19 protein-coding genes are annotated in these 21300 nt (G+C 62.3%); 6 read left to right on the top strand and 13 right to left on the bottom strand.

What is annotated here, in order from left to right; genetic code table 11:
- Position 1 precedes the first annotated feature (1 nt).
- Positions 2 to 244: a type II toxin-antitoxin system CcdA family antitoxin gene (locus NP945_RS20255; protein ID WP_127270148.1), complete on the top strand. Its 243-nt coding sequence runs from the start codon at positions 2 to 4 to the stop codon at positions 242 to 244.
- Positions 244 to 543: a CcdB family protein gene (locus NP945_RS20250; protein WP_127270146.1), complete on the top strand. Its 300-nt coding sequence runs from the start codon at positions 244 to 246 to the stop codon at positions 541 to 543. Before NP945_RS20255 ends, NP945_RS20250 begins: the two co-directional genes overlap by 1 nt.
- An 11-nt stretch (positions 544 to 554) precedes the next feature.
- Here the strand turns inward: NP945_RS20250 and NP945_RS20245 are convergent, their stop codons facing one another.
- Positions 555 to 2180: a hypothetical protein gene (locus NP945_RS20245; protein ID WP_256747353.1), complete on the bottom strand. Its 1626-nt coding sequence runs from the start codon at positions 2178 to 2180 to the stop codon at positions 555 to 557.
- Between the two features lie 75 nt (positions 2181 to 2255).
- Positions 2256 to 3554 (bottom strand): adenylosuccinate synthase, encoded by a 1299-nt coding sequence (locus NP945_RS20240; protein WP_127267133.1) that lies wholly within the window; start codon positions 3552 to 3554, stop codon positions 2256 to 2258.
- Positions 3555 to 3762: 208 nt separating this feature from the next.
- Here NP945_RS20240 and NP945_RS20235 point away from each other — a divergent pair, with 208 nt between their 5' ends.
- Complete coding sequence (locus tag NP945_RS20235; protein ID WP_256747352.1) at positions 3763 to 4668, top strand: DMT family transporter; 906 nt, start codon at positions 3763 to 3765, stop codon at positions 4666 to 4668.
- A gap of 151 nt (positions 4669 to 4819) precedes the next feature.
- On the top strand, positions 4820 to 5284 hold the full coding sequence (locus NP945_RS20230) for a DUF2231 domain-containing protein (protein WP_127399338.1): 465 nt from the start codon (positions 4820 to 4822) through the stop codon (positions 5282 to 5284).
- A gap of 56 nt (positions 5285 to 5340) precedes the next feature.
- Here NP945_RS20230 and serA read toward each other — a convergent pair whose 3' ends face one another.
- From serA to glmM, 5 genes are all read right to left on the bottom strand, one after another.
- Complete coding sequence (serA, locus tag NP945_RS20225; RefSeq protein WP_127267135.1) at positions 5341 to 6942, bottom strand: phosphoglycerate dehydrogenase; 1602 nt, start codon at positions 6940 to 6942, stop codon at positions 5341 to 5343.
- Between the two features lie 67 nt (positions 6943 to 7009).
- Entirely contained in the window at positions 7010 to 8185 is a 1176-nt protein-coding gene (locus tag NP945_RS20220; RefSeq protein ID WP_127397218.1) for a phosphoserine transaminase, read from the bottom strand.
- Between the two features lie 202 nt (positions 8186 to 8387).
- Positions 8388 to 9152, bottom strand: a complete 765-nt coding sequence (locus tag NP945_RS20215; RefSeq protein ID WP_127267137.1) for an outer membrane protein — start codon at positions 9150 to 9152, stop codon at positions 8388 to 8390.
- Between the two features lie 206 nt (positions 9153 to 9358).
- The gene (locus NP945_RS20210; protein WP_127322289.1) at positions 9359 to 10195 is read right to left on the bottom strand and encodes an outer membrane protein; all 837 of its coding nucleotides are present in this window, start codon (positions 10193 to 10195) and stop codon (positions 9359 to 9361) included.
- Between the two features lie 271 nt (positions 10196 to 10466).
- Entirely contained in the window at positions 10467 to 11819 is a 1353-nt protein-coding gene (gene glmM / locus NP945_RS20205; protein WP_256747351.1) for a phosphoglucosamine mutase, read from the bottom strand.
- 367 nt (positions 11820 to 12186) lie between these two features.
- Between glmM and NP945_RS20200 the strand changes: the two genes are divergently transcribed.
- Entirely contained in the window at positions 12187 to 13029 is an 843-nt protein-coding gene (locus NP945_RS20200; protein ID WP_256747350.1) for a hypothetical protein, read from the top strand.
- 242 nt (positions 13030 to 13271) lie between these two features.
- Positions 13272 to 13724 (top strand): hypothetical protein, encoded by a 453-nt coding sequence (locus NP945_RS20195; RefSeq protein WP_256747422.1) that lies wholly within the window; start codon positions 13272 to 13274, stop codon positions 13722 to 13724.
- Positions 13725 to 13972: 248 nt separating this feature from the next.
- Here the strand turns inward: NP945_RS20195 and ftsH are convergent, their stop codons facing one another.
- From ftsH to tolB, 6 genes are all read right to left on the bottom strand, one after another.
- Entirely contained in the window at positions 13973 to 15901 is a 1929-nt protein-coding gene (gene ftsH, locus NP945_RS20190; protein WP_023811859.1) for an ATP-dependent zinc metalloprotease FtsH, read from the bottom strand.
- A 125-nt stretch (positions 15902 to 16026) separates the two neighbouring features.
- Complete coding sequence (gene tilS, locus NP945_RS20185) at positions 16027 to 17421, bottom strand: tRNA lysidine(34) synthetase TilS (RefSeq protein ID WP_256747349.1); 1395 nt, start codon at positions 17419 to 17421, stop codon at positions 16027 to 16029.
- Positions 17422 to 17478: 57 nt separating this feature from the next.
- Positions 17479 to 18588, bottom strand: a complete 1110-nt coding sequence (gene ybgF / locus NP945_RS20180) for a tol-pal system protein YbgF (RefSeq protein ID WP_256747348.1) — start codon at positions 18586 to 18588, stop codon at positions 17479 to 17481.
- A gap of 224 nt (positions 18589 to 18812) precedes the next feature.
- Complete coding sequence (pal, locus tag NP945_RS20175; protein ID WP_013529149.1) at positions 18813 to 19319, bottom strand: peptidoglycan-associated lipoprotein Pal; 507 nt, start codon at positions 19317 to 19319, stop codon at positions 18813 to 18815.
- Positions 19320 to 19564: 245 nt separating this feature from the next.
- Complete coding sequence (locus NP945_RS20170) at positions 19565 to 19942, bottom strand: four helix bundle protein (protein ID WP_256747347.1); 378 nt, start codon at positions 19940 to 19942, stop codon at positions 19565 to 19567.
- 36 nt (positions 19943 to 19978) lie between these two features.
- On the bottom strand, positions 19979 to 21289 hold the full coding sequence (gene tolB / locus NP945_RS20165; protein ID WP_127270138.1) for a Tol-Pal system beta propeller repeat protein TolB: 1311 nt from the start codon (positions 21287 to 21289) through the stop codon (positions 19979 to 19981).
- Positions 21290 to 21300 lie beyond the last annotated feature (11 nt).

The raw sequence follows: 21300 nt of genomic DNA, 5'->3' as shown, positions 1-21300 counted from the left end.
TATGCTTCAATCGACGTCAAAACCTCAGCGACAATCTGTGAATACGTCCATCGACTCTCGGTTGATCAGCGATGCGAAAGCTTTGGGCATCAATATCTCACGCGCCGCCGAAGAGGGCATTGCAAAAGCAATCTCGGCAGAAAAAACGCGCCGATGGCAGGAAGAAAATAAGGAAGCCATCGACAGCTCCAATGAGTATGTCAGACGCAACGGACTGCCACTGGCCAAACACCGGCCGTTCTGATGGCGCGTTATGATTTCTATAGGAATGCCGCGGGCGGCGGTTATCTTCTCGACGTGCAATCAGACCTTCTTGAAGGACTAAGCACCAGGATCATCATTCCGCTGATGCCGCCCAAGATAGCCCCGGTTCCTGGTCGCCGATTAAACCCGACCTTCACCATAAACGGCAAAGATCATGTGATGGTCACCCAGTTTATGTCAGCCTTCTCTGCCTCGGAATTGCCGGATCCAGAGGGAAGCCTTTCCAGGCACCACGACGACATCGTCGCCGCGCTCGACATGCTGTTCCAAGGCTTCTGAACTGCTCCTTCTCAGCCAGCCGTCTTGGCCTGCCAGGCCTTGATCGCCTCGTCGAACACCTTCTCGCCGGGAATGCCCTTTTCCATGGTCAGCAGTGCCCGCCGTCCGGTCTTGTAGACGACCGGTACGTCGATCCAGTCCTGGCCGCGAAGCAGGGTCATGTTGGCGTCTTCGTCGGCCTTGGTATCGTTGAGCGCGACGAGGAAGAAGCCGTCGGCGATCTTCGCCGGAATGCCGATCAACGGGCTGCCGGCATCCTGTTCCGAACCCTTCATGGCGACGCGCAGGATGTTGTCGACACCGCCGCCCTCGAAACCGTCGGGCGTCAGGAAGATCATCTCGATGATATGGCTGGCCGGCAGTGTCTGATCGGTGTTGCGGCGGATGGTCATGCGCAACTGGATGTCCTTGCCGGGAATGGTGGCCTCGGCACGGATCGCCGGCTCCGGCGGCAGGTCGCCACCGGGCGATTCCTGCACCAGCGACCAGACGATATTGCCGGGCTCGGCGGAGCCCTGGGCGGTGCTGGTGCGCTCCTCGTAGAAGATCGCCTTCTGGCCGACAGGCAGAGCGGTTTCCGCAGGCGCAGCTGCCGGTGCGGGCGGCGTGCCGGCAGCATCGGGCGGCGCTGCCGGGGCAGCTCCGTTGGCAGGCGGCGTTGCGGGGGCGGCACCTGTAGCGGGGGGCGCTGCCGCGGCAGGTGTGCCTGCGGCCGGAGCGGAAATCGCCGGTGCGTTCGTCGCCGAGGGCGGCGTGGTCAGCGCGGCGACCGATTCGCCTTCGCCGATGCCGCTTTGGCCACCGGCCGGACCCGGGTCGACTTCACTGCCCTGCGGCGTCAGCCGCTGCGTGAATTTCGTGCTTTCGGCCTCCGTGCCGCCAGCCGCGGGCGCCGGAGGCGTTGCCGCGGCATCGGTTGCCGGCTTGGCAGGCGCTGGTTTCACCGGCTCGGTCTTGGCGACCTGATTGCCGCCAAGCCCAAGCATTTTGCCGAAGGCATCCTTGTTCAGCCAGATTCCGTAGCCGCCGCCGGCTACGACCAGAAGAGCGACGGCGGCCGCGATCAGCCCACCATAGCTGCGCTTGCGCTCGGCGGGACGCAGGCGCTGGAAGGTGTCCGACACCGGCTCTTCGTCGCTGGAAAAGACATCTGCCTCGTCCTCCGCCTCGTCGGCATCCATACCTGGAAGAGGCGTGTCGGCGCGAGCCGGCTGGGAAGGCGCCGGCGTCGCCCTTTGCCAGCTCGGCTCGACCTTGGCGGCAGGTGGTGGCGCGGGCTGATAAGATTCAGGCTTTGCAGCGGGCGGTGCGGGCCAGGCCGATTCAGCCTTGGCCGGCTGCCGTGTATGGCTCGGCTGATTCTTGTTGCGATCGATCGACGAAAAGATGTGTTCCAGCTCCGCCAGCGGATCGGTCTCCGGCAGGCTCTTGGCATAGTCCCGCTCGACACTCGCGATCGCGTCTTCCAGCGAACGCATCTGCGTGGCTATGGCTTCGGCGGCCGGCGGCGGCGAATATTCCTCAAGCTTCTTCGCCAGCATGGTGCGAACGCTGGCATAGATGCGCGTACGCTTTTCCGGCGTCTCGTCGCCATGCTTGCCGAGCGCCTTTTTCAGAATAGCAACGTAATCTGCCATGCTTCAGTCGACCTGTATTTTGTTTCCGCGCCGGCCCCCGCAAATCGGCCGCGATGCCCGGAAAGGCTTCAGAAACTAGTCTTGAAACGGATCGGTCACAAGTATCGTGTCGTCCCGTTCCGGGCTGGTGGAAAGGAGTGCGACCGGGGCGCCGATCAGCTCTTCGATGTAGCGGACGTATTTGACGGCCTGGGCCGGCAGATCGTTCCAGCTGCGCGCGCCGGCAGTGGTGCCTTTCCAGCCCTCGAGCGTCTCGTAGACCGGTTCGACACGTGCCTGCGCGCCCTGGCTGGCCGGCAGATAATCGATCATCTCGCCGTCGAGACGATAACCCGTGCAGACCTTGATCTCGTCCAGCCCGTCAAGCACGTCGAGCTTGGTCAGCGCGATTCCCTTGATGCCGTTGACAGCGACGGCCTGGCGTACCAACACCGCGTCGAACCAGCCGCAGCGGCGCTTGCGGCCGGTGACGACGCCGAATTCATGGCCGCGCGTGCCGAGGAATTCGCCGACCTCGTTCTTCTGCTCGGTCGGGAACGGACCTTCGCCGACGCGTGTCGTATAGGCTTTGGTGATGCCGAGCACATAGCCGATGGCGCCTGGGCCGACGCCGGAGCCGGCGGCAGCCTGTCCGGCAACCGTGTTCGACGAGGTTACGAACGGATAGGTGCCGTGGTCTATGTCAAGCAGCGTGCCCTGCGCGCCCTCGAACAGGATACGCTCGCCAGCCCGGCGCTTGTCGTCGAGGATCTTCCAGACCCGGTCCATATAGGGCAGGATGTCGTCGGCGACCGAGGTCAATTCCTGCATGATCGCGTCATGCGTGACTTCCGCATGGCCAAGCCCCCTACGCAGCGCATTGTGGTGCGTCAGCAGCCTGTCAACCTTCACGGGCAGTGTTTCCAAATCCGCCAAGTCCATCACCCTGACCGCGCGCCGGCCCACCTTGTCCTCGTAGGCGGGGCCGATGCCACGACGGGTCGTGCCAATCTTCGTCCCGGAATTGGATGCGGCGTCCTCACGGAATCCGTCCAGCTCCCGATGCAGGGACAGGATAAGCGCTGTGTTTTCGGCTATTTTCAGGCGATCCGGTGCGACTTCGACACCTTGCGCCTTGAGCTTGGCCACCTCGGCGACGAAAGCATGCGGGTCGAACACGACGCCATTGCCGATGATGGACAGCTTGCCCTGGCGCACGACGCCCGACGGAAGCAACGACAGCTTGTAAACCTTGCCGTCGACGACCAGCGTATGGCCGGCATTGTGGCCGCCCTGGAAACGCACCACGACATCGGCCCGCTCCGACAGCCAGTCGACGATCTTGCCCTTGCCTTCGTCACCCCACTGCGAGCCGACGACCACCACATTGGCCATGTTTCTTTTCCCTTGAGACGCCGCCAAGCGGCTTGAATATGGTTCGAAACGACAGGCCTCTATAACGTCAAGACCTCGCGAGCGCGACCTTTCTTTGCCGTCGAAAATGCCCTGAGGCACAACAATTTTCGGCTTTGACATCATTTACTTGGGCGAGCGAGGGCAATAGGCCGGCAAACACCGCAGCTCCGGCGACTGGAATCCCGCGATGCATCGAAGCGCCTACATATTCCTGCTGCTCACCACCTTGCTCTGGGGCGGAAATTCGGTGGCCGGCAAGCTGGCGGTCGATCACGTCTCGCCGATGACGCTGGTCTTCCTGCGCTGGGTTCTGGCCGTGGCGATCATGCTGCCCATCGGCTGGAAGACCATCCAGAAGGACTGGCCGGTCGTCCGCAAGCACTGGTTCGTGCTGGTCGCCCTCGGCGCCAGCGGCTTCACCCTGTTCAACACCATCTTCTACACGGCGCTCAACTACACGACAGCGATCAATGTCTCGATCGAACAGGCGGCGATGCCGATCCTGATCATGACTGCCAATTTCGTCTTCTTCCGCCTGCGCGTGAACTGGGCGCAGATTGTCGGCGTCGTGCTGACCATCGCCGGCGTGATCCTCACCGCCTGCCATGGCGACCCGCGCCGGTTGTTGACGCTGGAACTCAATTTCGGCGACGCCATCATGCTGGTCGCCGTGTTTCTCTACAGCGGCTATTCGGTCGGACTGCGGTTGAAACCGGTGATGCATTGGCAGAGCCTGATGCTGGCCCTGTCGGTTGCGGCACTCGTCACTTCGCTGCCGTTCTTCCTGTGGGAGGTCGTCGCCGGCAAGGTCATCATGCCCGATGCGCGCGGCTGGACCGTCATCGTCTATACGGCGATCGGCGCCTCCGTCGTTTCGCAGATCTTCTACATCAGAGGCAACGAACTGATCGGCGCCAACCGCGCCGGCCTGTTCATCAATCTGGTGCCGATCTTCGGCACGCTGCTGTCGGTGCTGATCGTCGGCGAGACGTTCCACCTCTATCAGGCACTGGCTTTGGTGCTCGTGCTGGGCGGCATCGGGCTTGCCGAATACAGCGGGCGCAAGATGGCGGTGGCGGACCACCGCGGATGACATGTGGCGGCTGACGCTCTCCCCGTTGCAGCGATTCACGCGAACAGCATGGATCTAGCCAATGGCCCGGAAACAGCGGCATAAACCCTGCCGCGTCCTCACTTGGAACATTTCACCTCCAGCGGAGTTTGAACGGCAGGGAGGCGACATGATGAGCCCGAACCCTCGCAGCACGGCAAGCATTGCCGGTCACCCTATCCATCCCATGCTGATTCCGTTTCCGATTGCCTTTTTTGTCGGCGCCTTCGTTTGCGATCTTATCTTCTGGCGAACAGCCGATCCCGGATGGGTCACCGGGTCGCTTTGGCTTCTCGGCGCAGGCCTGATCATGGCAGCCCTGGCTGCGCTTGCCGGCCTGACGGATGTTCTCGGCGATGTTCAGATCCGCAATCTCACGACGGCATGGCTCCATGCCGGCGGCAATGTACTCGTCGTGTTGATCGAGCTTTACAACTGGTACTCGCGGTATGCCGGCGGAGCGGCGGCCGTGATGCCAACCGGCTTCGTCCTATCGCTGATCGTGGTTCTCATCCTGCTGTTTACGGGCTGGAAGGGTTGGGAACTGGTCTACCGACATCGCGTGGCTGTCTCCGATGGATCCGACGAGTTGACCTGAACCGGCCGCCGCGGCGGCCGGCCTCAACGAGGGGGTCGGCGACCGCCTGTCCTCGATCACATCGCGTTGATGTCGAACTGCAGCCGCTTGGCCGAGTCGATCGACTTATGCGCCTTGACCTTTTCCAGCACGGCTTCCGGGAACGGCGCGTCGAGATAGAGCAGCGCTATGGCATCGCCGCCCGGCCGGTTGCGGCCGAGCTGGAAGTTGGCGATGTTGACGCCGTTCTCGCCGCAGACGGTGCCGAGCAGGCCGATGATGCCCGGCGCGTCGGCATTGGTGGTGTAGAGCATGTGCTGGCCGACCTCGGCATCGAGGTTGATGCCCTTGATCTGGATGAAGCGTGGCTTGCCATCCGAGAAGCATGTGCCGGCGATCGAGCGCGTCATGTGCTCGGTCTTCACCGTAAGCTTGATGTAGCCGTCGAACACGCCCGATTTGTCGCGCTTGACCTCGGCGACGATGATGCCGCGCTCCTTCACCATGATCGGCGCCGACACCATGTTGACGTCGGAGACCTGAGGCCGGATCAGCCCGGCGAGTGCGGCGCTGATCAGCGCGCGCGTATTCATCGTCGCGGTGGAGCCGTCGAACAGGATCTCGACCTCCTTGATCGGATCCTCGGTGACCTGGCCGACGAAGGCGCCGAGCACTTCGGCAAGCTTGACGAAAGGCTTCAGCCGCGGCGCCTCCTCGGCGGTGATCGACGGCATGTTGATGGCGTTGGAGACGGCGCCCTTGATCAGATAGTCGGCCATCTGCTCGGCAACCTGGAGCGCGACATTCTCCTGGGCCTCCGTCGTCGAGGCGCCGAGATGCGGCGTCGCCACCACATTCTCCATGCCGAACAGTTCGTTGTTCTCGGCCGGTTCGACCTCGAAGACGTCGACGCCGGCGCCGGCCACCTTGCCGCTCTTCAGCGCCGCGATCAGGTCGGCCTCGACGACCAGCCCGCCACGAGCGCAGTTAATGATGCGCACGCCCTTCTTCATCTTGGCGATCGCCGCAGCATCGATGATGTTGCGCGTCTTGTCGGTCAGCGGCGTGTGCAGGGTGATGAAATCGGCGCGGGCGAACAGTTCGTCGAGCTCGACCTTGTCGACGCCAAGCTCCTCGGCACGGCTGTCCGACAGGAACGGGTCGAACGCGATGACGTGCATCTTGAGGCCAACGCCGCGCGTCGCGACGATCGAACCGATGTTGCCGCAGCCGATGACGCCCAGCGTCTTGCCGGTGATCTCGACGCCCATGAATCGGTTCTTTTCCCATTTGCCGGCATGGGTCGAAGCGTTGGCTTCCGGTATCTGGCGGGCAAGCGCGAAGATCATCGCCACCGCATGTTCGGCTGTCGTGATCGAATTGCCGAACGGCGTGTTCATCACGATGATGCCCTTGCGGCTTGCCGCCGGGATATCGACATTGTCGACGCCGATGCCGGCACGGCCGATGACTTTGAGATTGGTAGCGGCGTTGATCAGTTTTTCGGTGACCTTGGTCGCCGAGCGGATGGCGAGGCCATCATACTGGCCGATCACTTCGGCGAGCTTTTCCTTGTCCTTGCCGAGATCGGGCAGATAGTCGACCTCGACGCCACGATCCTTGAATATCTGCACGGCGGTGGGGGAGAGTTTGTCTGAGACGAGAACGCGGGGCGCCACGGCGGCCTCCTTGAAATGGATTTGATCCTGATGGGAATGGGCGGCCCGAAGGCCGCCGCGAATGATCTCAGGCCGCCGCTTTGAGCGACGCCTTCTGCGCGGCGAAGGCCCAGTCGAGCCAGGGCAGCAGCGCCTCGAGATCCGACGTCTCGACCGTCGCGCCGCACCAGATGCGCAGGCCGGGCGGTGCGTCGCGATAGGCACCGATATCGTAGGCGACGCCTTCCTTGTCGAGCACCGACACCAGCCCCTTGGCGAAAGCCGCCTGCCCCTCGGCGTCGAGCGCGGACACGTCCGGGTCGGTGAAGGACAGGCAGACGGACGTGTTCGACCGTGTCGCCGGCTGGACGGCGAGATGACCGAGCCAGGAGGATTTGCCGACAAAGCGATCGAGGACGGCCGCATTGGCATCCGCCCTGGCGATCAGCGCGTCGAGGCCGCCGGTCGACTTCGCCCAGTTGAGCGCATCGAGGTAATCCTCGACGCACAGCATCGAGGGGGTGTTGATGGTCTCGCCCTTGAAGATGCCTTCGATCAGCTTGCCGCCCGAGGTCAGGCGGAAGATTTTCGGCAGCGGCCATGAAGGCTTGTAGGTCTCCAGCCGCTCGACGGCGCGAGGCGACAGGATCAGCATGCCGTGAGCGCCCTCGCCGCCCAGCACCTTCTGCCAGGAGAAGGTGACGACATCGAGCTTTTCGAAGTCGAGCCTCTGCGCGAATGCGGCGGAAGTCGCATCGCAGACGGTCAGGCCCTTGCGGTCCGCGGGAATGAAATCGCCGTTCGGCACGCGCACGCCCGACGTGGTCCCGTTCCAGGTGAAGACCACATCGCGGTCGAAATCGATCTTGGTGAGATCAGGCAGTTCGCCGTAGCCGGCTTCGATCTTGCGCACGTCGGCGAGCTTCAACTGCTTGACCACGTCGGTGACCCAGCCGGAGCCAAAGCTCTCCCAGGCGACCATGTCGACGCCGCGCTCGCCAAGCAGCGACCACAGCGCCATCTCGACCGCGCCGGTGTCCGACGCCGGCACGATGCCGATGCGGTAACCCGCCGGGACCTGGAGAATTTCCCGCGTCAGCTCGATCGCCTGTTCGAGCTTGGTCTTGCCGATCTTGGCGCGGTGGGAACGGCCGAGCGCGGCATTGTTCAGCGCCTCGACCGACCAGCCGGGACGTTTTGCACAGGGACCTGAGGAAAAATTGGGGTTTGCCGGACGGAGTCCGGGCTTCGTATGCGTCGTCATCGTGGTCTATCCTTCCAGATAGTGGCCCCTCGTTGGGGAGGGGTGGCCCACGGACGGCGATATGCGTTCAGACTTCGGGCGTCAAGAGGAAAGTTTTTGTCGCTGCCGGGATACCGGCGATCCCTGATCAGGATGTCGTGACTTCAGACGCAAACGGCGGACCCCGAAAGATCCGCCGTTCTGATCCACATGCTCGCTGCGCCTACCAGAGATCGTAGCGCAGCCCAAGCTTGACCTGATGATTGCTGATCCCCTTGCGGATCGGATAGGAATCTAGGCTCTCGGCGGCTACATATTCGGCGTCCGGGGCGGAGAAATACTGATAGCCCAGGTCGACGGAAACGTTCTTCGATACCTGATAGGCGAGGCCCGCATTCAGCGTGTAGGCCAGCGAGTACTGGGTCTTGCTGTCACTTACAGCAAAATCGTCCGTGTCGTCGCCATTGTCGGTGAAATAGCTTGCCGACAGGGTGCGCTTGCTGCGGACGATGCCGATACCGGCGCCGAGATAGGGTGTGATGCCGACATAGGTGCCAAGATCGACATAGCCGTTGAGTATGCCCGACAAGGCGTAGTTCTTAAGGGATGCGGACGCCACGGTCGGCTCTGCTGCAGTCGCTGAATCGTCATAGCCGACGCCGATCTCGTTGCCGGGCAGATAGCCGAGATTGAGGTCGGCGCGCAGATAGTCGTTGAAATGGTAGCCGAAGCCGATGCTGGCAAAGATCGGATCTTCCTTGTCGCTGAAGGCTGCGGTTTCGGTGGCGAAATCATGATTGTCGAAGCTCTTCTGCGCCAGATAGGAGACGTCGCCGCGCAGATACCAGCCGGAACCGACCTCGACCGGGACGTAGTCGGGCGCCTGGTCGACATAGATCGGCGGATCGTAGTCGGCCGCGTGCACCGGCGTCAGCGGCAGGAAGGCCAGTGCACCGAGCGCCAGCGCCATACGCGATGTAAGTTTCATGGTCCCCGACTCCCGAATTTGGCAGCCCGCAATCGCAGCGGCAGCCATCGTTTCAAGGAGCATTGTTAACCATAGTGGTTAAGTGCGGGTTAAGGCTAACAGAGCGTTAGCGAATTCATTTCCCCTGTCGATTCCAGGCGGCCCTACGAAAAACCGCCCGGCTGAGGCCGGGCGGTTTGTGAAGAATTCAAGTAATGTAGATGCTGTTACTTGGTGTAGATCGGCTCGGGTTCGGGCTGGTAGGCAACGACCGGCGCGGCGCAACCATTGTTGCCACCGAACTGGTAACGCAGGCCACCGCGCACTTCATGTGTGTTGATGCCACGATCGAAGCCGGGACCGGAGCTGGTGATGTTCCAGTCGAACATGCGGCCGCCCTGGATATGGGAGAAGCGGTAGCCGGCATCGAGAATGATCTTGTCGGTCAGGCAGTACGAAGCGCCGGCCATCAGACCGTAGGCGAAACGCCAGCTTGATCTGCCGGGATTGAACTCGGTGGTGTTCGGGTCGTAGACATCATCCCACTTGACGCGGGCGCCGCCGATGCCGGCGCCAACGTAAGGCGTGATGCCATGGTAGGTGCCGAGATCGACATAGGCGTTGGCAAGCAGCAGCAGGGCGCTCATCTTCGATACTTCGGTCGAAGTACCGTTGATGTCCGAGGTGCCGCCGTTGAAGTTCGACTTGAACCAATAGTCGGCCGTCAGGTCGGTCCGGAAGTGGTCGTTGATCTTGTAACCAACGCCGGCACCGAGCGAGAAACCGCCCTTGAGCTTGCCGAAATCGAAACTTCTGGTGCCGGGCGTGACCGTACAGTTACAGGGATCGACGGTGTAGGTCATATAGTCGATGCCGCGCACGGTCGACTTGTGATAATCGATATCGCCGCGGATATACCAGCCGCCGACCTCGACCGGCTGCTCGTAGATGGCCTGAGGCGGAGCCTCTTCAACCATCGGCTCCGGCAGATCGGCCGCGAACAACGGCCCTGCCAACCCTGCGAACAGGAAGGCGAGCAGGGCCTTTCTTGCTGTCTTGAACATGCTTGTCACCCCTGAGAAGCTCGGAACGGCGAACCCGCCCGAAATGCGATTGGCTTTCAGTCGTGGATAATGAATTGCAAAGGTTAAAAGGCGTTTAACCCTGTTGCTTAACCACGAATCTCGAAACTTCTAGGGATAGGCGCGAGATTTACGGACACCGAACAAAGTGGCGGCTGACAAGAAAAAGCGCGCCGAGGGGCGGGCCTTGGACCGGTTAAGGGAGCGCGGCGCGCCTGGTTGTCAGATCCACGTCCTGCTGGACGCGCTGGGATCAAGCGGCGCTGCGCGTTTCCGAGATGACGTCCACTATGCCATTGACCACGGACTCGACCAATTGCGGGTCGTCGCCTTCGGCCATCACGCGGATCAGCGGCTCTGTCCCTGATGGCCGGATAACCAGCCGTCCGGTCTTGCCGAGGCGGTTGCGGGCGTCTTCGATGGCGGCCTTGACCGGCGCCTCCTCAAGCGGCTTGCCGCCGGAAATGTGGACGTTCTTCAGGAGTTGCGGCACGGGTTCGAATTTCTTCGACAGTTCGCTGACCGGCCGCCCCTGCCGCTTGATGCAGGCGAGCACCTGCAGCGCCGAGACCAGGCCGTCGCCGGTCGTCGAAAAGTCGGACAGCACGATATGACCCGACTGTTCGCCGCCGACATTCAAGCCATGCGCACGCATATGCTCGACGACATAACGGTCGCCGACCTTGGTGCGGTGCAATTGCAGCTTCATGTCGCCGAGGAAGCGTTCGAGGCCCAGATTGGACATCACGGTTGAGACGACGCCGCCGCCCGCAAGCCGCCCGCTCTGGTGCCAGGATTCGGCGATCAGCGCCATGATCTGGTCACCATCGACGATCGCGCCGTTTTCATCGACGATAACGACACGATCGGCGTCGCCGTCGAGCGCGATGCCGATGTCGGCGCGCACTTCGTGCACCTTCTTTTGCAGGCCGGCCGGATGGGTCGAGCCGCATTCCTTGTTGATGTTGAAGCCGTTGGGCTCGACATTGATGGCGACGACTTCGGCGCCCAGTTCCCACAGCGCCTCGGGCGCCACCTTGTAGGCCGCGCCATTGGCGCAATCGACGACGATCCTCAAGCCGGCGAGCGACATCGAGCGCGGCAAGGTGCGCTTGGCGAATTCGATGTAGCGGTCATGCACCCCGTCGACGCGCTTGGCGCGGCCAAGCCCGTCGGAATCGGCGAGCGCCAGTTCGATATCCCTGTCGAGCATGCTCTCGATGCGCTCCTCGATTTCGTCGGAGAGCTTGTAGCCGTCGGGTCCGAACAGCTTGATGCCGTTGTCGTAATAGGGGTTGTGCGAGGCCGAGATCATGACGCCGATATCGGCGCGCAGCGAACGCACCAGCATGGCGACAGCCGGCGTCGGGATCGGGCCGAGCAGGAACACGTCCATGCCGGCGGCACAAAGACCGGCGACCATGGCATTCTCGATCATATAGCCGGAAAGCCTGGTGTCCTTGCCGAGCACGACACGATGACGGTGGCTGCCGCGCTGGAAGGAAAGGCCGGCGGCCATGCCGACCCGCATCGCGATTTCCGCGGTCATCGGAAACTTGTTGGCGCGTCCGCGAATGCCGTCCGTGCCGAAATAATTCCCTGCCATGCTAGTCAGCTTCCTCGACGTTTCTTCCCCGGCACGTCATGCCACAATTGGCCAGGGCGCTATGATCACATTGTGTGATTATACGTTACCAATCCTTAGAAAACCATTGTTGTGCACTGCACACACGTGGCCGCAACCTGACATGCCCAGACTGCCATGTTGCAATATACAAGTCATGCGAGCCTTTCAGCGCGGATGCACCAGGAAAATCTTGCTCTGAACCAGACAACGGACAACGATTTCATCACCTTATCGGGAGAAACCGGTTTTCGGCGATATATACGCCACTTAGCATCTGGCGCAACCGCCCGTTGAGCGATATTGATTTGCAGGGACGTATCATGGGCTGCTGCAACGGAGAAACGCTATGCTCATCCACCGACTTGCCACTTTGACCGGCCTCGCCGTCGCGACCTTGTTCCTGGCCGCGCCAGCCAACGCACTGACGATGGCCGAGTGCAGCACGAAATACAACGCCGCCAAGGATGCGGGGACACTCGCCGGCGCGACCTGGAACCAGTTCCGCAAGGCTCAGTGCGGCACCGACGCCGCCGCGACGACCGACGCCAAGCCGGCCGATACCAAGAAGGCTGCCGAGACGAAGCCGGCCAAGGCGGCCAAGGCTGCCGCCGCTGCGGACGACAGCACGGCCAAGGGCCTGACGGCGAAGGAATGCAGCACCAAATACCAGGCGGCGAAGGCTGCCGGCACGCTGAACGGCATGAAGTGGAACGACTTCCGCAAGTCCGAATGCGCCGCCGGTGCATCCGCCGCTGCCGCCGCCAAGCCTGCAACCACCAAGACTGCCGCGGCTCCCGCCGACAGTGGCGGCAAGGGGCTGAGCATGGCCGAATGCAGCACCAAGTATCAGGCTGCCAAGACGGCCAACACGCTGAAGGGCATGAAGTGGAACGACTTCCGCAAGACCGAATGCGGCGCCGGCGCATCGGATGACGACACGGTGCCGGCCGCCGACGAGGCCAGCTACACCACGGAGCCGGCTAAGCCGACGACGGCTGCGCCCAAGGGCGTCAAGTTCCCGTCCGCGATCTCGGCGAAATATGCCAGCGAGACCCCCGGAAAGGGCCGCATGCACACCTGCCTCGACCAGTACTATGTCCTCAAGGACGCCAACGCGCTCGGCGGCCTGAAGTGGATCCAGAAGGGCGGCGGCTTCTACAGCCTGTGCAATGCCAAGCTGAAGGGCTGATCGCTTAGCCATAGTCTCCAAACAAAGGCCCGCGCATCGCAAGATGCGCGGGCCTTTGTTGTTGCGCGAAGACGCACACTGCCTTGCTCGCATCTGCATGTCGCCGGGCTGCCGGCATCATCAATTCGCCTACACTGCCCACCGCCAAGCTCATCGGTAGTCCGTAAAGATTCTGGTTGAACATATACGGAACAAACCATATACAAAAAGACGTCAAACTTATTATCAACCAGGAGGGTCTTATGCACAGTTTGAGATTGGCGGTATTGGCTGCGACCGCATTTGTCGCTTGGAGCGTCGCCCCCGCAAGCGCACTGACGATGAAGGAATGCGGCGAGACCTATCGAACAGCCAAGGAAGGCGGCACTCTGAACGGCATGGACTGGACGGCTTTTCGCAAGGAGAAGTGCGCGACATCAGCAGCGGACAGTGTCAGCGAGGATACGGTCAAAACCGAGCCGCAGACGAAAAAGGAAACCAGCGCGGCGGTCGCCCCCACTGTAGCGCCCGCGGGCGTGACATTCCCGACCACGCTGGCCGGCGAGTTCAAGACCGAAAAGCCCGCGAAGGCGCGCATGAAGACCTGTCTGCAGGGCTACCATGGCAACAAGGACGCGGGCACGTTGAACGGCCTTCGCTGGATCCAGAAGGGCGGCGGTTATTACAGCCTGTGCAATGCCAAGCTGAAGAGCTGAGCGACAAGGCATCTGAAGAAGAGAAGGCCTGCGAACCGCAGGGTTCGCGGGCCTTTTTGTTGCCTTCGAGGGCACGCCAGCGGCGACGTTGCCAATCTCCCCCCTTGCGGGGGGAGATTGGCTATCATCTAGGCTTTCGCCAATCGTCACCGTCGCAGATGCGAGGTCGCGGACAACTCCTCCTCAACGCCAAAAACAAAAAACGCCGCGGAGTAAGCCGCGGCGTTCGATGAAATCAGTGGTCAAGCTCAACTCGACGGCTGCGGTTCCATACCGCCTTCGGGCTCAGGACCCTTCTTTCGCCGGCCGCCGGACTTCGGCACGGCCGAGCCCCGGCTCGGCGGCGTATCGTCGCCGAGGTCGCGCGCGGGCTTGTGGCCGGCGATCAACTGCTTGATCTCCTCGCCGGACAGCGTCTCGTATTCCAGCAGGCCCTGCGCCAGCGCGATCCATTCCTTCTTCTTCTTGGTCAGGATGGACTTCGCCGACGAATAGGCCTCGTCGATCAGGCGGCGCACTTCGGCATCGATGATCTGCGCCGTTTCTTCCGAGACGTTCTGCGTGCGGGCCACGGAATGCCCAAGGAACACTTCTTCCTGGTTGTCGCCATAGGCGACATGGCCGAGCTTGTCGGAAAAGCCCCAGCGCGTGACCATGGCGCGGGCCAGCTTGGTCGCCTGCTCGATATCCGAAGAGGCGCCGGAGGTGATGTTCTCCTTGCCGAACTTGAACTCCTCGGCGACGCGGCCGCCCATCATGATGGCGAGACGCGAGATCATGTATTTGTAACTCATCGAATAGCGGTCGCCTTCGGGCAACTGCATGACCATGCCGAGCGCGCGACCGCGTGGGATGATCGTGGCCTTGTGCAGCGGATCGGCCGATGGCACGTTGAGCGCGAGAATGGCGTGGCCGGCCTCATGGTAGGCGGTCAGCTCCTTCTCGGCCTGGGTCATGGCCGACGAGCGGCGCTCGGCGCCCATCATGATCTTGTCCTTGGCGTCCTCGAATTCGGCCATGGTGACGAGGCGCTTGTTGCGCCGTGCCGCCATCAGCGCGGATTCGTTGACGAGGTTCATCAGATCGGCGCCGGAAAAGCCCGGCGTACCGCGCGCGATCACCTTGAGGTCGACATTGGGCGCCAGCGGCACGTTGCGCACATGCACCTTGAGGATCTTCTCGCGGCCGACGATGTCAGGGTTCGGCACCACGACCTGGCGGTCGAAGCGGCCTGGCCTGAGCAGGGCGGGGTCAAGCACGTCGGGCCGGTTGGTGGCGGCGATCAGGATGATGCTTTCGTTGGATTCGAAGCCGTCCATCTCGACCAGCAGCTGGTTCAGCGTCTGCTCGCGTTCGTCGTTGCCACCGCCGAGGCCGGCGCCGCGATGACGGCCGACAGCGTCGATTTCGTCGATGAAGATGATGCAGGGTGCGTTCTTCTTGGCCTGGTCGAACATATCGCGGACGCGGCTTGCACCAACGCCAACGAACATCTCGACGAAGTCAGAACCGGAAATGGTGAAGAACGGCACATTGGCTTCGCCGGCAACCGAGCGGGCGAGCAGCGTCTTGCCGGTTCCCGGAGGGCCGACGAGCAGCACGCCGCGCGGAATCTTGCCGCCGAGCCGCTGGAATTTCTGCGGATCGCGCAGGAACTCGACGATCTCTTCCAGATCTTCCTTGGCTTCGTCAACGCCGGCAACATCCTGGAAGGTGACGCGGCCATGCGCTTCGGTGAGCAGCTTGGCCTTCGACTTGCCAAAGCCCATCGCGCGGCCGGAGCCGGACTGCATCTGGCGCATGAAGAATATCCAGACGCCGAGTATGAGGATCATCGGCAGCCAAGAGATCAAATAGCCGAACAGCGAATTGGAACCGTCTGTTTCAGGCCGCGCATTGATGGTGACGTTCTTGTCCTGCAGCCGCGAGACCAGCGAAGGATCGCCGGGCGAATAGGTCTGGAAGCCGCTGGCATTGTCGGTGTAGGTGCCGCTGATGCGGGCGCCCGCGATGGTTACCGTCTTGACCCGGCCCGCCGCGACATCCTGCAGGAACTGCGAATAAGGCACATCGCTGGAAGCCCCTCGCGTCTGCGGCGTCTGGAACAGATTGAACAGGGCTATGAGCAGGACCGCTATGATCGCCCAGAGCGCGAGGTTGCGATAGTTCGGATTCATCAATTGTCCCGTTGGCGTCCGCGGGGCGGACACGCGTCATGAGAGGAAACTTGCGCCTAACATAGGGAGAGCACCTCCCCTTGCCAAGCATAACAGCACGTCTGGGTTAAGCTTTCGCGCAACCATCAGCCGGCACTATGGCCGCTGAAAGGCAAGGGCGGGACCGGGGCCGCGCCAATCAGCCCGGCGACGGCCTGCGCCGGCGCCAGGTCGAAGGACGGCAGGAAGCGGGCAAAGGGACTAACGACCGGCCGCACTTCCACCATCGCCGACTTCAGTTCATATCCAGGCAAACCAAGGCATTCCCCGGCGTGCCACAACGCCGGTTCGGCCGCGAGCGCGGCGCGCATCAGGCTCGGCGGGGCTTTTCCTTGGCCCGTCGCCAGCCGCTTCGCCGCTGCCGTGCCTAGCGGGGCAATCAACAATGCGCTGCTGCTGTCGTTCAATGTGATGCGCCGGCGGCCATCCCACAGGGTGCTGCCAGTAAGGGTTGCGGCGGCCGGCAGGCCGCGCGCCTCGCGGCGCAGGAAGATGCCGGAGCGCCGGGAATCGACAACCGTCCGCGACAATGTGGCGCAAAGAAACCCAGCCCTCAGCCGACCGAACAGAGCCTCGCTGCGGGCCTGATCCGGCAAGAAGGCAATTCCGCCGGTCATGGCCAGCAGGATACGCAACGCATAGACGGCCGCTCGCTCGTCGCCTGTGTTCAGCAAGAGCGGATCAAGACGAATGAGCCCGCAGGACAGCCGGGTCGCGAAATCGCCGATCAAACTTGCGGCGGCGAGGCCGAGTTGACTGCGCGCGCGGCCCTCGTGCGCGGCCAGCGCCAGTGCATCGTCGATGCGCTGCGCACCGTTGCTGTCGGCAAGGGCGGCCCGCACACGCGGCCGCTCGAAGGCCGCGTCGATATTGGTCGGGTCGTCGGCCCAGCCGACATTCTGGCGGCGCAGGACGTCGCGCAGCGCCGCGCGCCGCACCCCGAGAAGCGGCCGAACGATCCACTCGCGCCAGTCATACAAGGTGGCCGGCGCCATGCCGGCAAGTCCCCGGCCTGCCATTTCGGCATGGCCTTGGCCCCCGTCCCGCGCCAATCCTTCCTCGCGCGCTTGCCGCATCAGCACCGTCTCTGCCTGGTCATCGGCGGTATGGCCGGTGAGGATCAGGCCGATGCCTTCGGCTTGTGCCGCCTCGGCCAGCAGCCGGTAGCGCGCCTCGCGAGCGGCGGCGGGCAGGCCGGTCGATGGCTTGGGGCCCGACCATGTCAGGATGCGGTGTGAAATTCCGAGTCTGGCGCACAGCTTCGCCACTGTTTGCGCTTCCGCAGCCGAACCGGACCGCAAACCGTGGTCGATCGTTACCGCCAGCAGCCTGGTTGCCGGCGCCTTACGGTCGAGATGGTGTCTGAGAAGAAGGAGCAGGGCGGTCGAGTCGCTGCCGCCGGACACGGCCGCAACAGCGCCGCTGGTAAAATCGATATGCGAAAAAGGGTTAGTCGAAAGGTCCGGCTCGGTGTCGAGCATAATGCATGTCGCCCAAAAGTGATCCCGGTTTCAGGACAACGACATGTAGGACAAGGATCAGCAGGCAGCCAGAGCCTTCTCCTGCTTGACGCGTTCCTTGAGCGCACTGGAAATATCAGGGTAGCGCTTGCCGACCTCGCTGAAGGTGGCACAGGCAACATCATGCTGCTTGAGGCCGACCAGCGACACGCCGAGCTTCAGCAACATGTCGGGAGCCTTCTTGGCCTTGGGGTAGTCCTTGCTGGCGGCAAGGAACGTCTCGGCCGCGTCGCGGTATTTCTGCTGGCCGAGCAATGACTCGCCCAGCCAGTAATGCGCGTCCGCCGCCTTCGCATCCTTGGGGAAGCGGGCGATGTGATCGCGAAAACCCTGCTCGGCGGTGCCGTAGTCGCCCGAGAGGATGAACTGGTAGGAGTTGCGGTAAAGCTCTTCCGGGTTGTTGGTGGCGGGCAACGCCGCGACCACCGTATCGGATTTTCCGGCCTTGGGCGCCGCCCCGGCGACTGGCGCGGTGTCCTGCGCCGGCGCGGTCGATTGCGTGTTGCCGCCGGCATCGATCACATTGCCGTTCTTGTCGACGGTGATGGTGCCGAAATTCTTTTCCGGCGCTCCCGTACCGGGAATAACCTTTCCGGGGTCGCCGTCGGGAGATTCGATGATGACATCCTCGACCGTCTTGCCGCCTGCCGATTGATCGTTGACGGGCGCGGCGCCGGCATCGGCCGGCGCCCGTATTGCCGGGGCCGCCGCCACATCGTTGTCGGTGCCGGTGGTGGCGTCCGATTTCTTCTGCGCCGGCGGCTGCCCGCCTTGCGTGCCGCCGCCTTCCAGCTGCTGGAAGCGGAATTCATTGTCTTCCTGCTGCTTGCGGATCTGCTCCTGCATCTGCAGGACCTGGAAATTGAGTTCCTCGATCTTGCCGTTCATCTGCCGCAGCTGCTCTTCCAGGCTGGTGACAGCAGCAGGATCGGACTGCACCAGCTGAACCTGGTCCGGTTTCTTCTTTTGACCGAAAAGGCTGGGCAATTCGATACTGGGAAGATGGAAGGTAAAGCCGCTGTCGGTTGATTGCCCTGTGCCGCTCGCCCCGGTGCCGGTAGCCAGGGCGGTGACGCCTGATAGGAGCAGCAGCGCAAGCGTGCCGCTCAGAACCGATCTCAAATGCATGTGCCTCTCGCAGTGATTTCGTTAGCTTGTTCGCGCCTTCCAATCAGCATGGGACCAGCCAAGCGCCCTCGGCTCATAGCAGGAGCCGAGACTTCGGCCAAATTTTGTTTCGGGCATCCGGATGTGAAAAAGGCGGCCCCCAGGGCCGCCTTTCGCACAGGTATGTTGCATTTTTACCGCTAGACGGCCGCCGTTCTTGACGCGCCGGTCGGCTGCGTGATGCTTCAGGAGCCAGCGCCGCTAAGCGTGGTGACCGCGCGGCGGTTCTGCGACCAGCAGGAGATGTCGTCGCAAACCGCGACCGGACGTTCCTTGCCGTAGGAAATGGTCTTGAGACGGCTGGCCGAGACGCCCTTGGCGACAAGGAAGTCACGGGTGGCGGCGGCGCGGCGGGCGCCGAGCGCCAGATTGTATTCACGTGTGCCGCGTTCGTCGGCATGACCTTCGACGACGATGGCATACTGCTTGTACTGGTTCAGCCACTGCGCCTGGCGCGAGAGCGTCGTCTGCGCGTCGGCACGGATCGAGGTCGAGTCCGTATCGAAAAAGATGCGGTCGCCAATGTTGACGGTGAAGTCCTGCGCCGATCCGGGTGTTGCGGCGCCGGCGCCGTTAAGGCCAAGATCGGCCGCGTTGTTCGGCGTCTTCTTCGAGGCGCAACCTGCGATGGCGAGCATCGCCACCAGCGCGATCATGACCGGGTTTCTGGTAAGTGCTGCAATACGGCCCATGCCGCCTCTCCTTCGTAATTCGAGTGGTCTAATTTGAGTGATTTCGTTGATCACCCAGTAACCACGTTTGGGTTAACCGGCATTCAAGAAACACGGTTAAATTTTGGTTTAAGCTGCCCGTCCGCAGCCCGTTGGCCTGAAGCCACATTTCACGCGGACCCTAGGCGTAAATACGGCCAAAACGCGACAAAGAGATGGAAATGAGGAATTGAAGAGTTGGGGAATTGAGGAACTGAAGAGAGAATTCACTTCAGCTTTTCTCTCAGATTGATCAGCATGCCGTAGATATGGGCATAGGATCGCAGCCAATCGTCGTGTTGTGCCTGGCTGATGTATCCAAGGTCGAACGCATAGGAAATCCACGTCTCCACCTCGCTGCATGACCCCATTGCCATCGAAATGAACCGCGCGAATTCGGGTTTGGAGTGAGTCTGCTTGGCAAATCCCTCAGCCAAATTGGCGCAGATTCCTTTGCTGGAGCGACGCAACTGATCAGCCAGTGCGTATTGCTCCATTTTCGGGAAAGCGAGCGTAGCTTTATGGACGTCAAGAGAAATCACATAAGCGCGTTTGTATACCTCTAGATCCTTCGCGCGATTAATGTAGCCGCCCGCCTTCTCCATTCTTCAGTTCTTCAATTCCCCAGTTCCTCAATTCCTCTATTCAAGCAGCGGCGACCAGGCCGGGTCCGAAGCGAAGTTCGCCGTCGGGATCGATTGCTCGTTGCGTCCGGTCAGATCGACCGAAACCAGTTTGGGCCCGCCGGCGGAATCGCGGAAGAACATCAGCACGCGGCCGTTCGGTGCCCAGGTCGGTCCCTCCTGCTGGAAGCCGGAGGACAGGATGCGCTCGCCCGATCCGTCGGTCTTCATGACGCCGATCTGGAATTCGCCGCCGGTCTGCTTGGTGAAAGCGATGAGGTCGCCGCGCGGCGACCATACCGGCGTCGAATAGACGCCGTCGCCAAAGGAAATGCGGGTCTGGCCCGAGCCGTCGGCTCCCATCACGTAGATCTGCGCGCGGCCGCCACGGTCGGAGGTGAACACCACCTTGCTGCCGTCGGGCGAATAGGACGGCGAGGTGTCGATGGCGGTCGAGTTGGTCAGCCTCGTCGTCGAGCGGCTGCGCAGGTCCATGGCGAAGATGTTGGAATTGCCGTCGTCGCGCAGCAGGCTCATGATCACCTTCTGGCCGTCGGGCGAAAAGCGCGGCGCAAAGGTCATGCCCGGAAAGTTGCCGACCAGTTCGCGCTGCCCCGTTTCGATCTGCAGCAGGTAGACCCGCGGCTGGCCGCTTTCATAGGACATGTAGGTGATTTCCTGCCGGTTCGGCGAGAAACGCGGCGTCAGCACGATCGACCTGCCGTCCGAGAGATAGCGAACGTTGGCGCCGTCCTGGTCCATGATCGCGAGGCGCTTCTTGCGCGCATTCTTGGCGCCGGATTCGTCGATGAAGACGACGCGGGTGTCGAAATAGCCTTTTTCGCCGGTCAGCCGCTCATAGATGGCGTCGGCGATGATGTGGGCGACACGCCGCTGATTGGCGTCGTTGGCGAAGAACTGCTCGCCGGCCATCTGCTGGCCGGCAAAGGTATCCCACAACCGGTATTGGGCGCGGATGCGGCCGTCGGCTTCCTTGCTGACGCTGCCGGTGACCAGCGCCTGCGCGTTGATCACCTTCCAGTCGTCGAAGCGCGGTGCTGCATCGGGGTTGGTGATCTTCTCGATAAAGGCGCTCTTGTCGATCGGAGCGAACAGACCCGAACGCTTCAAATCCGCGGTGACGATCTGCGAAATCTGCGCCCCAAGCGCGTCGCCGCCCTGGAAATCCGTGATGGCGATCGGCAGCGGCTCGACATTGCCCTTGTTGACGTTGAGCTCGACCAGCGCCAGCGCCGGCAACGTGCTGGCAGCGGTCATGCCCATCGCCATTGCTGCGACCATCAGGAGCGGCTTGAGGATTGATTTCATGTCTTCTCGCT

Source organism: Mesorhizobium sp. LMG17149 (genome assembly GCF_024518695.1).
GTDB lineage: Bacteria > Pseudomonadota > Alphaproteobacteria > Rhizobiales > Rhizobiaceae > Mesorhizobium.
The sequence above is the reverse complement of the archived record's forward strand: the minus strand, read 5'-3'. Positions and strand labels throughout refer to the sequence as shown.